Raw genomic sequence first — 14,101 nt, forward strand, 5'->3', positions numbered from 1 at the left:
GTGAGATGGAGCGTTAAAGAGGACGGATTGTTTACACAATAGCGGTCTGCGGCTTCGCGGCGGAAGGTTTTATGATGCAGGGCACGAACGGGTCCATGAGGTTGAGCGGAAATGCTCTGACGAATTTCATTGCAACGATTTCGGCAACGGGCGGGCTGCTGTTCGGGTATGATACCGGCATCATTTCCTCCGCACTGCTCCAGCTTCGCAATGAGTTTCATCTGGATACGCTTGGCGCGGAAGTCGTGACATCGGCCATTATTCTGGGCGCTTTGATCGGGTGTCTGGTGGCGGGTGGCATTTCCGACCGGCTCGGGCGTCGGCGGACGGTGATGATTGCGGCGGCGCTGTTCCTTGTGGGGACGGTCATTGTGGCCTCGGCGCATAGCGTGGCTGTTCTGATTCTTGCCCGGCTTATTCTGGGGCTGGCGATTGGTGGGGCATCGCAGATCGTGCCGATCTATATCGCTGAGATCTCCCCTCCCGAGCGTCGTGGTCGCCTTGTCGTGGGCTTTCAGCTTGCGGTGGTGTCCGGCGTGACGATTTCCTTCATCACCGGTTATCTGCTGCGGGATTCGAGCTGGCGTCTGATGTTTGGGATTGGGATGCTTCCGGCGCTGATCCTGTTTCTGGGCATGGCGTTTCTGCCGAACAGCCCGCGCTGGCTGGCTCTGAACGGTCAGACCGAAGAGGCGCGGATGGTTCTGCGGCGGGTGCGGGCGACCGACGAGATTGCGGATCGCGAACTGGACGGCATTCTTGAGAACCACGATGTGCAGGCGCCCTGGTCCGAGTTGGCAAAGCCTTGGGTGCGGCCAGCGCTGATGGCTTCGGTGGGCATTGCGCTGCTGTGCCAGTTCACGGGCATCAATGCGGTCATGTATTACGCGCCGACGATTTTTGCCGATGCGGGTTTCGGTCAGGACTCGGCGCTGCTGACATCTGTGGCCGTGGGTGTGGGCATGGTGTTTGCGACGGTGTTTGGCGGTTGGGCCGTTGATAACTGGGGACGGCGCACTCTGCTGCTGCGTCTGCTGCCGGGAGCTGTGGTGGCGCTGGTCGTTCTGGGAACGGCGTTTGCGATGCATCTGACGGGTGGCGTCGGGGCGTGGATCACGGTGGCTGCGGTGATGGCCTACACCATTTTCAATACGGGCAGTCTGTCGGTTGCGATCTGGCTGGTGGGTGCGGAAGTCTATCCGCTGTCCTGCCGCAGTAAGGGCATGAGCCTCGTCGCTGGTGGGCACTGGGGCGCGGATCTGGTGATTTCGCTGACGACGCTGTCTCTGGTGCAGGTTCTGGGTGCGGGATGGACGTTCTGGCTGTTTGCCGCCGTCAATGCCTTCGCGTTCTGGTTCGTGCTGCGCTATGTGCCCGAGACCAAGGGGCAGTCGCTTGAAGAACTGGAACGTCGTCTGAAGAACGGGACGTTTGCACCGGTGGATCGTGCGGCGGCCCGGGCGGAAGCTCAGGCCCGCTAAGGCAGGTTCTTAAGGCCGTTCCTTTAGGGACGGCCGATGGACTGGTAATTGAATCCGGCCTCGCGCATGAGGTCGGGGCTCCAGATATTCCGCAGATCCGCGATGGCGTTGCCGCGCATGGCGTCACGCAGGCGGAGGGGATCGAGGGCGCGGAACATGTTCCATTCCGTCAGGACTACCACGACATCGGCGTCTTGCGCGGCTGAGAGGGCGTCTTCGCAGTAGCGCACGCCGTCCGGCAGGAGCGAGCGGGCAGCGTCCATGCCTTCGGGGTCGAAAACCTGAAGGGTTGCCCCCGCGTCGTGCAGGCGGGCGAGGATGGGCAGGGACGCGGCTTCGCGCATGTCGTCCGTATCGGGTTTGAAGGTCAGGCCGAGAATGCCGACCGTTTTGCCCTCAAGGGTTCCGCCCACCTGTGTGATGATACGTTCGGCCATGCCGGTTTTGCGGGCTTCGTTGATGGCGACCGTGGCTTCCACGAGTTGTGTGGGCGCGCCGGCATCCTGGGCGATGGCGGTCAGGGCGCGGGTGTCCTTGGGGAAGCAGGAGCCGCCATAGCCCGGTCCGGGGCTGAGGAAGCGGCTGCCGATCCGCTGGTCGAGGCCCATGCCGCGGGCAACGTCATGGATGTTGCCCCCGACCTTTTCGCACAGATCGGCCATTTCGTTGATGAAAGTGACCTTCATCGCGAGGAAGGCGTTGGCAGCGTATTTGGTCAGTTCTGCCGTTTCCAGATCCGTCAGGACGATCGGGGCCTGAATGGCTGTGAGGGGGCGATAGAGCTGTTCGATCAGGCTCTGCGCGCGGTTGCCGCCATCCGGGCCGGAGCGGTCGATGCCGACGATGACCCGGTCCGGGCGCATGAAATCGTCGATCGCGTTGCCTTCGCGTAGAAATTCGGGGTTTGAGGCCACGTCGAAGGTCAGGTCCGGGCGGGTTTGGCGGAGGATGCGGGCGACTTCGCGGCCCGTACCGACGGGGACGGTCGATTTCGTGACGACCAGAAGGTCCGTCCGGGCGGCGCGGGCGATTTCTTCCGCGGCCGCATAGACATAGGTGAGGTCCGCGTGGCCGTCGCCGCGCCGGGTGGGGGTGCCGACCGCAATGAACACGGCATCGGCGTTTTCCATGGCCGCGACGAGATCGTCTCCGAAGGTCAGGCGGCTGGAAGCGACGTTGCTGCTGACGAGGGCGTCCAGTCCGGGTTCGTAGATCGGGATGCGCCCGTCATGGAGGGCCGTGAGCTTTTTCGGGTCCCGCTCCACGATGGCGACGTCCGCTCCGAACTCGGCGAAGCAGGCACCCGAGACGAGACCGACATATCCGCCACCGACCATTGCAATACGCATCTCTGGACCCTCTCTTTTACGGTCCGACGTGCATAGCCGGGGGCAGGATGAGGTGCAAATTGGGCCTTAACGCGTGGGGCGGGCGCAGGCGTTTGAGGCTGCGAAACCCTGAAGGGCGGGAGGAAGGTTTGTGACCGCGTTGGAATCCGCGAGCATGTCGCGCCCGACCTTCGACCATGTGGCGAGGGAGAGGGTCGGGGCGTCGAAGGGGCCGCTGACGCGCACGGGAACATCGAGCGCGAAGAAGCTCGTCGAGAAGGGGCGGCTGGCGAAGACGAGATCGAGCCATCTGCGGTTGAGGTCGAAATTCGCCTTGGCCGCGATCGTCCCTTCACCTGTGCGCAGGCGGAGCGGGATGACGGTGCCGATGCCCTGATGCATCTGAAGGACGCCGAGCAGGCAGGTGATGGGGGTCACACCCTTGGCGTGACGGAACAGCAGGCGCAGATCCATCGAGGCGGCCTCGACGATTTCCTTTGCGATTTCACCTTTTTCCATACTGACGGCGGCGGTCATGTCGGCGCGGCTGATGGCTTCGTTGAGGGTATGAACGTTCTTGGAACCGGCGGTGATGCGGAAGTTCAGGCTGCCCTTGACCGGAACGGGCGCGAGACCGGCGACGCGGCGCAGGCGGTCGATGTCGCCATGCGTCAGGGCGACGTCCGCTGCGACGCGGGAGGATTTTCCATCGGCTTCGATCCGGCCATCGGCGCTGAGGGACGCGCCGATATAGTCCAGACGCAGAAGGGGAACTTCAATCCGGTTGGGGGTCTGGGCGGCCTGAATCCTGAGGTTGGTAAAATTGAGCGCGTTGTAGATCAGCTGGCGGGCGGTCAGCTCGAAATGGACCAGCGGGTCCGGATCGGGGGGCGTGATGAGCAGAAGGTCGGCATGCAGGGTGGAAGAGCCTTTTTTGGTGCCCTTTGCGCCCGGCGGGGCGAGGATGGGCATCAGGCCGTTGATGTCGAGGCGCCCGAAGCCGGTTTTGGCCGTGACGTCATCGGGTTTGCCGTGGCTGCCTTCGATCAGGGTGAAGTCGCCGCTTTCCATCGTGCTGGACTGGATGGTGCCGTGCGCTTTGGTGAAGTGCCAGTCATCGCCGGAATGGCTGAAATCGCCGGACAGGGCGAGTTTGACGGGGGCGTGGTCGCCTGTGATTCCCGCGACGCTGAATAAGGTATCGGAGGTGGGGGTCGTGACGGTGGTGTGGCCTTCCACGCCTTCGAAATTCATTGGGTCCGTCAGGGTGCCGGTGAAGTCCGAGGTCATGTCGCCGGAGGTGACATGGGCTGTGGTGGCGTAGGGGCGGTGGGGCGTCTTGCGGAGGTCGTTGATAGGCTCCATTTCGGCGGAAATGCTGACGGGGGTGTCGTTATAGGCCCCGGTCAGGGTCATGGTGAACGGGCTGCTGTCGCTGGTGGAGGCGAACGTGACCTTTGCAAGCGTGGTTCTGTAGGACGCGCCATTGGCTGAACGGTAGGTGACGTCACTGTCGAGGATCGTGGCGTTGCGCAGGCCCGGTGCGCTGCTCAGATCGGGCGGCGTGTCTGCTTTGGCCTGTTCCTCGGGAGTGAGGGGCGCGCGGGGCTCGTTCTGGTGGGGGCCGAAGCGCCAGTTGGGCAGATGCGCGGGGGTGCGCTCGAACAGGCCGGAAAACTTGGAGATGACGATATTGCGCGCTTCGGGCGGACCCCAGATCAGGGAGGTCAGGCGGATCTGTGCGCCGAGATGGCCGAGCGTCATCATCTGCGGGCGGGTGCCGCTGGCGATATTGGCGACGGAGACGTCGTCGGCATCGATGGTCAGCCATGTGCCCGGATGGACGTGCAGGGCGCCGATATGGACGGTGCGGCCGAGCTTTTTCTCCAGCCGTGGCGTGGCGAACGCGGCGAGGTCCCGATGGTCGATCCAGATCCATCCTGCGCCGAACAGGGCCAGAAGGAGAACGGTGAGGGACAGGATGGAAACCAGAAACCAGCGCAGCAAGAGGGCAGTCTTTCAGGATATATTCAATGAAGCCGGACAATACCGGGAAGTTTTGCAAAGGGGAACTCCACGGTAAGGGCCGGGGGATACACGGAATATTTCTGAAAATTCTGCTGTAATAAAAAGACCGCAGTTTTTTGATTGTGTGGTTGATGGTCGCGTTACTGAAAGATGCTGCGGAATTTTTCGACGGCGTGCAGGGCGCAGGCTTCGTCCTTGTCGCCGCCGGGTGCGCCGGAGACGCCGAGGCCACCGAGAATGGCATGATCGGTTGCGCTGCGCAGGGTAACGCCGCCGGGCACGAAAAGGACTTCGGGGATGGTGTTCAGGGCGCCGTTTGCGGGGCCGGTGACGCCTGCGGCGATCAGTTCGCTGGTTGTGTTTTTATTGAAGGCCAGACCGTAGGCATAGGCCGTATAGGCTTTGCGGTAAGAGACGGAGAGTGATTGCAGGGGGACCGTATCGCCTTTGACGACGGCCTGTTCATGGCCGGTCGTGTCCACGACGGTGGCGGTGACGGAATAGCCCTGTGCGGCGCAGAGGCGCACGGCTTCGGCGGCGAGGGCGGCGGCGGTTTCCCAGTCGAGTTTCTGACTGGTGACGATATGGGAAGGTGTTTGCGCGCGGGTGGTGGGGCTCAGAAGGGCTGCGATGAGCGCTGCTGCGGGCAGAACTATTTTTGCGTTGGGGAGCATCAGCCGGTTCTCTCGTTGTGGAACCAGAAGCATGCTGTGTGCGGGGCGTGGATCGCAATCGGGAATGCGGGGGTGCACGCAATGGTGTTTGCTGGGGGGCTGGGGGTCTCTCCCGGACCGGGGTCCGGGAGAGGGGAACGGGTCTGTTTTAGAACGCAGCCTGAATACGGGCAGCGAAAGAGTTGCCAGAGCGACCGGAAACGTTGGTGGCAGAGGCTACGCTACGAGACGTGACGAAGTGGCTGTAGTCCACCATGAAGCGGAAATGGCGGTTCGGGTACCAATTCAGGCCGCCGGTATAGACATTCTGCATGCCGCCCCGAACGTAGCTGACGCCGTTCTGGCTCGTGATCCCGGCCGTTGCGGCATTGATGTTGCTGTTCAGGTCCAGGCCGCTGTACTGGGCCACGGCTTCGAGGGCGCCCCAGTGGTTGAGCGCAGGGTTGAATTCCTGATCAGCACCGACACCAGGTGCACCGAAAGCGCCTTCCTTGATGTTATACATACGGGGCTTGCCGAAAATCGTGTAGGCAGCGGCACCATACCAGCCCTGGAAGTTGAACGCGGGCAGGTTGGCCTGCGAACGCTGAACGCCAACGTGATAGTATTCGCCCTTCACGAGGAAGCGGTCCCAGCGGAATCCGAGTTCCGGGCCTGCGGCCCAGACCTGGGCAGCCTTGGTGATTGAACCCGTCGCTACGAGGCTGGCTTCACCAATATCAAATTCCGGACGCTGCCCAAAGGACGTCGTACGAGAGCAGTAATTGGCGTTAGCTCCGGTGTTGCAGGCGAGGCGGAAAGCGGCAATCGCCGATACACCGACGTGAAGATCCACATCCTTGGTGGCGATTGGACGGCCAGCGGCGCGGAGCATACCACCCGTCTGACTGTCTATCGTGGAGCCGCTGCCACCACCGTAATAGGTGGAGCTCATGTCAGAGGCGTTGCGGTGACCCCATTCCTGGCCGGTGAAGTAACCGGCAACCCACCAGCGCTTCTCGTAATGCAGGCCGCCGACCACGAAGCGGGCATCACCCGCTGCGATGTTACGGACCATATCCGTGATGCTGGGACGTTCCAGCGTCATGAAGTCGTTGGAGCTTTCGGCGTCCTCTTCCGTCACGCGCGGCTGGAAATAGCCGACCGTCAGGATGGTGTTGCGGAAGCCGGTGTAGTTCAGGTTGCCTTCGTAAAGGCCGACATAACCATCGTTATGGTTGGCGCCGAAATCAGGCGTGACGGCCGCGACCCAGTTCTTGTAGCGGAACATGAACGGAATACGCAGGCGGCGCTGGTTGGTGGTGAAGCTGTTGAAAGCACCACGGGTGTCATTGCCGCGAGGTCCGGAATTGAAGAAGCCGCCGAAGTCTTCATGATAGGCGAGGCCAATCGAGAGGGCATAGGCGCCGTCCGAAGACTGGATCGTCGGGCGACCGCCCGGGAAGCCGACCTTGATGCCGCCGACGCTGACTTCTTCGTCCTGCGCGGTTGCGCGCTGGAAGTCGGCCCAGGAGGAGACGTCAGCGCGGTCTGACGGCGGACGACCATCATCGGCGCCGGGCTTGGCCGGGCGAACGCTGATCAGAGGCTGTGCGGCCGTGCGTGGCTGTCCGATATAACGGCCACGCTGGGCGTAGGGGTTGTTTTCGGCTTCTTCCCGCTGGCGGGCGAGGACGGCGCGGGCGCGCTTCACTTCTTCAGCATGTTCTTTCTTCATGCTGGTGAGCTGGGCCTGCATGGCCTGGATCTGCCGTTCCATGATCTGCATCTGGTCGGCGGCCCGGGCGTGGCCACAAAGCGGGAGGAGGGAAACCAGGGTCGTTGTGGCCAAGAGGGCCGTGGTCCGACGGAAAGAGAAAGCCATTGCTGCGGTGCGTCCTTCTGGGGAGGGCGTGTGTTCCGCAGTTCAGGTATCTGATTCGCTTTTTGAAATAATGGGAAGGTTTCATGACGGGAACATGACAGTTCCATGACAGAAGGCGCGAAAAGCCCCGGAAAACAGGGAGTTCCGGATTTCATATGTCAGTTTTGTTGCGAGGGGAGCGCTGACCGGCGGGTCGGGGCAGGAGGGGTGTGACATTTCGGCACTTAGGGGTGTGCGGGGGCTGTCATGAAACTATCACGCAGGTCCCACTGTTTCTGTATCCGTGCCAGCGTTACTAAGGGGCAGTTTTCACGCCCCATAAGGGATTCCCATGATCAAGAGCAGAGCTCCGCTATTCGGTCTTCTCGTCGCCACGGCCCTTGGCACTGTTGCCATGACCCCGTTCGTGTCGTCGGCGCAGGCTGCGGACATCACTGGCGCAGGATCCAGCTTCGCCGCACCGATCTATGGTGCATGGGGCACGGCTGCAAAGAGCCAGGCCGGTATTTCCGTGAACTACCAGAGCGTGGGCTCCAGCGCCGGTCAGGATCAGGTTATCGCCCGTACGGTTGATTTCGGTGCGTCCGACAAGCCGATGAACGGTGAGCGTCTGGCCAAGGAAAAGCTGTATCAGTTCCCGACCGTCATGAGCGGCATCGTGGTTGTGGCGAATGTGCCGGGTCTGGCTCCGGGCCAGCTCCGTCTGGATGGTCCGACGCTGGCTGCGCTGTATGACGGTGAGATCACGACCTGGGATGACGATCGCATCAAGGCCCTGAACCCGGGTCTGAAGCTGCCGGATACGGATGTGGCTCCGATTCACCGTGCCGATGGCTCGGGCACGAGCTTTGTGTTCACGTCCTATCTGTCGCAGGTCTCCCCGACCTGGAAGCAGAAGCTCGGTGCCGGTACGTCCATCGCCTGGCCGGGCGGTTCGGGTGCGCGTGGCAATGACGGCGTGGCTGCTCTGGTGCGTCAGACGGAAGGTGGTCTGGGGTATGTCGAATACGCCTATGCCGCCCAGAACCACCTGAACATTGCCCAGATGAAGAACCATAGCGGTGCTTTCGTGGCTCCGACGCTGGCCAGCTTCACGGAAGCCGCCAAGGCTGCTGACTGGGTTCATGCCGATCATTATGCCGTGAACCTGCTGGACACGGATGGTGCGTCTTCCTGGCCGATCGTGACGGCGACGTTCGTTCTGGTGCCGGTCGATGCGGCGCAGAAGGAGTCCGGCAAGGCTGTTCGTGACTTCTTTACCTGGGGTTTCCAGCACGGCGATGCAGACAATGCCCGCCTCGACTATGTCGGCCTGCCGCAGAGCGTGCGCACGGACATTCTGGCCAACTGGCCGAAGTAAGTCCTGCGTCTGTCTCCGCAATGACAGGCCGGACCTGAATTTCAGGGCTGGTCAGTCAGGATAAAAAGGCGTTGAGTATGGAACGGGCTTCTCCTGTGTGGGAGAAGCCCGTTTTCTGTTTTTTGCTCTGTTGAGTCGTGGTGCCCGCGTGTCCGTTACGTCGCTTTCCGAACAGACATCCCCACAGGGGATGAATGGCCTGACCCGTGTGCTGATCGGTGTGATCTTCATTCTGGGGCCTGTTTCGACGGACATGTATCTTCCGGCCTTTCCGGAACTTGAGCATGATCTGGGGCATGGGGCCGGTACGGCGCAGCTTACGCTGACAGCGTGGCTGGCGGGGCTGGCGATCGGGCAGTTCACGCTGGGGCCGCTCTGCGACCGGTATGGACGCAAGCTGCCGCTCCTGTTCGGGCTTGTGGTGTATGCGCTTGCCTCGGTCGGGCTGGCGCTGACGACCAGTTTTCACATGTTCTGCACGCTGCGCTTTGTGGCGGCTCTGGGTGGGGCGATCAGTTCCGTGGCGCCGCGGGCAATGGTGCGGGATGTGGCGACTGGGTCGGCGGGCGTGAAGCTCATGTCGCAGTTGATGCTGATTTTCGGTCTGGGGCCTTTGCTGGCGCCGTCGATCGGGAGTTTTCTGCTGGACTGGGGGAGCTGGCGGCTGATTTTCTGGGCGAATGTTGTTTTTGGCGTCGTGATGTTCTTCTGCACGCTGTTTCTGCTGCCCGAGACGCTGCCCCTGGACCGGCGTTTTGCACTGCCTGTTAGCGGGATGGTGGCGCGTTACCGCGATCTGCTGCGGGAGCCGCTGTTCTGTTCTGCGGTGATGGTCGTGAGTTTTGCGACGTTCACGATGTTTGCCTATTTGTCGAATGCGCCTGCGCTGTTCGAGAATATCCTGCATTTCTCGCCGCATCTGTTCGCCATTTTCTTTGGGCTGAACGGGATCGGCTTCATCATCGGCTCACAGGTGAATGCCAAACTGGCGAACCGGTTCCTGTTCACGCGGGTGATGGAGACTGCGATGCTGGCGGTTCTGCTGTTTTGTGCGCTGGCGGTGGTGGTGTGTCTGAGCGGATTTGCGGGGCCGCAGAATCCGTGGATTCTGTGCGCGCTGATCTGGTGCACCACATTTTCGCTGGGCTTTATCGGGCCGAATGCAGGTATTCTGGCGCTGACGCATCATGGGCATCAGGCGGGCGCGGCTGCGGCGCTGATGGGGACGTTGAACTGGACGATTGCCGGTCTGGCGGGGGTGCTGATGTCGTTTCTGCCGACGGACTGGGTCGGGTCGACATCGGTCGGAATGTTGGTGGGGATCAGTTTCTGCTGGCTGTGCGATCTGTGGCGCCGCCGGCTGGATCCGCAATCCTATCTGTCTGTCCGGCAATAAGGGCCGGAGCGGGACGCCCGGCGCGAGGCCGGGCTTGTCCCGAGAAGACTGTGATCAGCTCTCGGAAACGCGGTCAGCAGCAACCGTAGCGATCATCAGGGCGCCGATCATCGGAACGAAGGCAACCATCGAGAACTGTGCGAGAAGGCTGGTGGGAAGGCCGATCAGGTGGATCAGGGTCATGGACGTCATCTGGAAAATCTCCGTGTGGATCTGTGTGCCGTTTTGCGGCGTGCAGCGGGAGAAACTCCAGAATCGATGTTCGAAGCAACAAATACAGATGCAGGGTCAGACCTGCATTTCCTGCATAAATGCTTTTTAAACTTTCGCCGTCTTTGTGGAACGGAGGTTTCCGTTACGAAGATGCGATTATTTCATCAAGGATGAAGTAAAACGCGATCAGGGGAATTGCCCGGATTTCTTTCGGAAAACAGTACCGTTCCCGGTGGTTTTTGAAATAAAATTGCGTAGCGGCTTATTCCGCGTTGAGGCTCAGATCGCTGTCATGGCGCAGGCCGTGCCAGCTCAGGAGGGTGTCGGCGAGGAAGAACATGAGCGATCCGACGGTGCAGGCGAGAGCTATGCCAAAAAACGCCAGCAGCCATGCCGAGGTCGAAGCATCGCGCAGAGAGCCTACGAACAGCGCCATGGCCGCGCCGCAGGTTGAGGCGCCGCCGATCCCGTTCAGGAGAATCGCGGCGTCCAGAACGAAGACGCGGCGATGCAGCCGGGCCTGCTGGTTTCGCAGGCGGGCGGGCGTGTCGATGGGATCGACGGGTGTATCGTCCGTTTTCGGAGTGCCGAGTTTCTTGCGGACGTCTTCAAGATGGTCCGTGACGCGGGCCAGCCGGGTGTTGAAGACATTGATGAGGGTGCCGATGCCGGAGAGCATGAAAACCGGCGTAAGCGCGACCTGAATCAGGTGGGCGGCGCTGTCGACAGGATCGGGGTCGTAGGAAATCGGAAAAGGCATGATGTCTTATACTGCATGATGCGTTTGCGAAAAGACCGGCTTCTTCTGAAAGGGCCGCTTTGGAAACGCCGCCTCTGGAACAGGAAGGGGAAGATGGGGTAGGGAAGGGCAGCCATTGCCAGAGGTGTTCCGGCCCTGATGTTCAACCTGCTTCGCCTGTCGTGTCGTTCTGCCTTCTTCTGTGCGGGGATTGGGCTGTCTGCGGGTTTCGCGCAGGCGCAGGGGTTGGACGAGGGCGGCGCACATTGCACCGGGCTTGCGCTTCAGGCCGAGTTTGCGTGCCGGAGCTGGACCGAGGTGGCGCAGGATGTGAAAGCGGGGACCGATACCGTCATTATCCCTGTCGGCGGGACCGAGCAGAGCGGGCCTTATATTGCGGTCGGCAAGCATAATGTGCGGGCTCAGGTTCTGGCCGATATGATTGCCGTTCAGGCCGGGCATACGCTGGTGGCGCCTGTTGTGGCCTATGTGCCGGAGGGGTCTACGAGCCCACGCACGTCCCACATGAAGTTTCCGGGCACGATTTCCGTGCCGCCTGCCGTATTCGAGGGGCTGCTCAAGGGCGCGGCGGAGAGTTTCCGTGTTCAGGGGTTCAGGCGGATCGTGCTGCTGGGCGACCATGGGGGCTATCAGTCTTTCATGGCGCAGGTGGCGCAGGAGCTGAACCGGGCCTGGAAGGGTCAGGCCGCCGTGCTTTATGTGCGGGATTATTATGAAGTCGTGCCCCATCAGTATGCCGATGCCCTGCGTGCGCAGGGTTATGGCGCGGAAGTGGGGCTTCATGCGGAGCTGAGCGATACGTCGCTGATGCTGGCGGTCGATCCGTCGCTTGTGCGTCAGGAGGCGTTGCGCAAGGCTTCGCAACCGGGTGTGGCCGAGGGCGTCTATGGTGGCGATCCGCGGCGGGCATCGGCCGGACTCGGCCGGATCGGCACGGACATGCAGATCCGGACCGCGGTTGCGGCAATCCAGTCTTTCCAAAGGAGCCATCCATGACATTCAAGACTCCTCTTCTGGTGGCGATGACGCTGCTGGGAACTACCCTGGGAGCTGCTGCGGCCCATGCGCAGGACTATTCTCCGAGCGCGCCGATGGTGCCGGTTCCGGCTGATGCTGCGGCCGCCCCGGTTGCGGCATCCGGCATCCAGACGATTCCGGGGATGCCGCCGGTGATTGATTCGAAGAACATCTATAGCGAGACGACGCCGTCCCATATCTCGCCCGCGATCGCGCAGGACCCGGCGCGCGTTTATGTGCCGAACCTGCGGGGAGACAGCGTTTCCGTGATTGATCCGGCGTCTTTTCAGGTTGTGGACACGTTCCCGGTCGGCCATTCGCCGCAGCATGTGGTGCCGTCCTGGGACCTGCGGACGCTGTGGGTGACGAATAACAGCGAAGGCCGTCCGGACGGGTCGCTTACGCCGATCAATCCGGCGACGGCCAAGCCGGGCCCGTCCATTGCCGTGGATGATCCGTACAACATGTATTTCACGCCGGACGGGAAATACGCAATTACGGTGGCCGAGGCGCACAAGCGTCTGGATTTCCGCGATCCGCATACGATGGAGCTGAAGGGTTCGGTCGAGACGCCGGAATGCAAGGGCGTCAATCACGCTGATTTCTCCATTGACGGGAAATACGCGATCTTTACCTGCGAGTTTGGCGGGTATGTCGCCAAGGTCGATACGGTGAATCTGAAGATGATCGGGATGCTGAAGCTGTCCAAGGGCGGGATGCCGCAGGACATCCTGACGGCGCCGGATGGTCACAAGTTCTATGTGGCGGACATGATGGCGGACGGTGTGTTCGTCGTGGACGGGGATTCCTTCAAGGAAACCGGCTTTATCCCGACGGGTATCGGCACGCATGGCCTGTATCCGAGCCGTGATGGCAAGATGATGTATGTGGCCAATCGCGGGTCACATCGCATTCATGGTCCGAAACATGGGCCGGGTGGCGTTTCGGTCATCGATTTCGCGACAGACAAGGTCGTCAAGACCTGGATGATCCCCGGTGGCGGCAGCCCGGACATGGGCAATGTCAGCGCGGACGGCAAGCTGCTCTGGCTGTCGGGCCGGTTCGACGATGTGGTCTATGCGATCGACACCGATACGGGGGCGATGCGCAAGATCCCGGTTGGCGCGGAGCCGCATGGCCTGACGGTCTGGCCGCAGCCGGGACGCTACAGCGTCGGGCATACGGGGATTTTGCGGTAAGGTCTGAAAAGGGGGAGCGGTCTGCTCCCCCCTTTTTTGTCAGGCGTAGATCCTGATGGTCTCGATATAATAGGCCATTCCGCGGAGTTCGCGCTTGGTCAGGGTGACGGACAGTGTTTTGCCGGGTGTCGGGCGGCGATCCTGTTCCATGATGACAATGCCGACGCCTTCGGGAAAATCCTGTTCGAAGCTCGCGCGCATACCGTCAGGCGTTTCAGCAAGCCATGCGTCGATTGCGTCCGCGTTGCTCTGAAGCGTCTGGAGAATGGCACGTTCTGCGTCTTCCTTTGTGTGGAAGAAGGAAACAGAGCGGAGTTTTTCGGAGGTAAACCGTTCTTCAATGTCCGAGTCTGTCAGGGCGATATGCCGATCCATAACGGAGCCTCCGAGCTGGCGAGCTGACGTGTCTGGCCAGGGAGGAGGTCCGATTTGCAGGCTCTGTAACAGGGCTGTCCAGAAGTCGCGGAGGCTGGGAAACGGAGCCGCGTGTTCCGGGAGCCAGGCAGTCTGGTCATTGAACCGTGCAACCGGATCGAAGGCGATCAGGGCCCATGTGATCCGGGTCAGATCGGTCTCGTTGCAGGCCAGCAGGGTTTCGAGTTCGCGGATGGCGGCGGCCCGGGTGAGGAAAGTCCGGGTTTCCGTCACGTCCTGAATGACGTCCATCAGGGTTTCGCCGAATGTGTCGACATCCTCCCCGAACGGACCGGCGCCGTAGCTGGCCAGTTGTGGAAAGAGGCGGCGGTATTCCTGATCCGGCAGGTCTGATGGGATGGTCATT

At 61.6% G+C, this 14,101-nt stretch carries 12 protein-coding genes; 5 read left to right on the forward strand and 7 right to left on the reverse strand.

Features of this window, described 5'->3' with window-relative positions; all coding sequences use genetic code 11:
* Positions 1-71 precede the first annotated feature (71 nt).
* On the forward strand, positions 72-1,481 hold the full coding sequence (locus JK208_RS06395; RefSeq protein WP_241009395.1) for a sugar porter family MFS transporter: 1,410 nt from the start codon (positions 72-74) through the stop codon (positions 1,479-1,481).
* Positions 1,482-1,504: 23 nt separating this feature from the next.
* Here the strand turns inward: JK208_RS06395 and JK208_RS06400 are convergent, their stop codons facing one another.
* From JK208_RS06400 to JK208_RS06415, 4 genes are all read right to left on the reverse strand, one after another.
* On the reverse strand, positions 1,505-2,830 hold the full coding sequence (locus JK208_RS06400; protein ID WP_211575035.1) for a UDP-glucose/GDP-mannose dehydrogenase family protein: 1,326 nt from the start codon (positions 2,828-2,830) through the stop codon (positions 1,505-1,507).
* Between the two features lie 66 nt (positions 2,831-2,896).
* Complete coding sequence (locus JK208_RS06405) at positions 2,897-4,816, reverse strand: AsmA-like C-terminal region-containing protein (protein ID WP_211575037.1); 1,920 nt, start codon at positions 4,814-4,816, stop codon at positions 2,897-2,899.
* 161 nt (positions 4,817-4,977) lie between these two features.
* The gene (locus JK208_RS06410) at positions 4,978-5,511 is read right to left on the reverse strand and encodes a heme-binding protein (RefSeq protein ID WP_211575039.1); all 534 of its coding nucleotides are present in this window, start codon (positions 5,509-5,511) and stop codon (positions 4,978-4,980) included.
* 148 nt (positions 5,512-5,659) lie between these two features.
* The gene (locus JK208_RS06415) at positions 5,660-7,375 is read right to left on the reverse strand and encodes an OprO/OprP family phosphate-selective porin (protein WP_211575041.1); all 1,716 of its coding nucleotides are present in this window, start codon (positions 7,373-7,375) and stop codon (positions 5,660-5,662) included.
* A 331-nt stretch (positions 7,376-7,706) separates the two neighbouring features.
* On the opposite strand from JK208_RS06415, the gene pstS reads away from it, so the two are divergent.
* Together pstS and JK208_RS06425 are read left to right on the forward strand one after the other, a co-directional pair.
* Positions 7,707-8,735, forward strand: a complete 1,029-nt coding sequence (gene pstS, locus JK208_RS06420) for a phosphate ABC transporter substrate-binding protein PstS (protein ID WP_194261098.1) — start codon at positions 7,707-7,709, stop codon at positions 8,733-8,735.
* A gap of 148 nt (positions 8,736-8,883) precedes the next feature.
* Entirely contained in the window at positions 8,884-10,131 is a 1,248-nt protein-coding gene (locus JK208_RS06425; RefSeq protein ID WP_211575043.1) for a multidrug effflux MFS transporter, read from the forward strand.
* A gap of 54 nt (positions 10,132-10,185) precedes the next feature.
* Here JK208_RS06425 and JK208_RS06430 read toward each other — a convergent pair whose 3' ends face one another.
* Together JK208_RS06430 and JK208_RS06435 are read right to left on the reverse strand one after the other, a co-directional pair.
* Positions 10,186-10,323: a hypothetical protein gene (locus tag JK208_RS06430; protein WP_156474507.1), complete on the reverse strand. Its 138-nt coding sequence runs from the start codon at positions 10,321-10,323 to the stop codon at positions 10,186-10,188.
* Between the two features lie 283 nt (positions 10,324-10,606).
* The gene (locus JK208_RS06435) at positions 10,607-11,104 is read right to left on the reverse strand and encodes a DUF2721 domain-containing protein (RefSeq protein ID WP_194261100.1); all 498 of its coding nucleotides are present in this window, start codon (positions 11,102-11,104) and stop codon (positions 10,607-10,609) included.
* Between the two features lie 138 nt (positions 11,105-11,242).
* Here JK208_RS06435 and JK208_RS06440 point away from each other — a divergent pair, with 138 nt between their 5' ends.
* A complete protein-coding gene (locus tag JK208_RS06440; RefSeq protein ID WP_211575045.1) occupies positions 11,243-12,100 on the forward strand; it encodes a creatininase family protein in 858 nt (285 codons plus the stop codon).
* Positions 12,097-13,320, forward strand: coding sequence for a YncE family protein (locus tag JK208_RS06445; protein WP_194267154.1), 1,224 nt, complete (start codon positions 12,097-12,099; stop codon positions 13,318-13,320). Before JK208_RS06440 ends, JK208_RS06445 begins: the two co-directional genes overlap by 4 nt.
* A 39-nt stretch (positions 13,321-13,359) precedes the next feature.
* Here JK208_RS06445 and JK208_RS06450 read toward each other — a convergent pair whose 3' ends face one another.
* Positions 13,360-14,100, reverse strand: a complete 741-nt coding sequence (locus tag JK208_RS06450; RefSeq protein WP_211575047.1) for an RNase A-like domain-containing protein — start codon at positions 14,098-14,100, stop codon at positions 13,360-13,362.
* Position 14,101: the final 1 nt, after the last annotated feature.

This window comes from Gluconobacter sp. Dm-74 (genome assembly GCF_018256135.1).
Classification (GTDB): domain Bacteria; phylum Pseudomonadota; class Alphaproteobacteria; order Acetobacterales; family Acetobacteraceae; genus Gluconobacter; species Gluconobacter cadivus.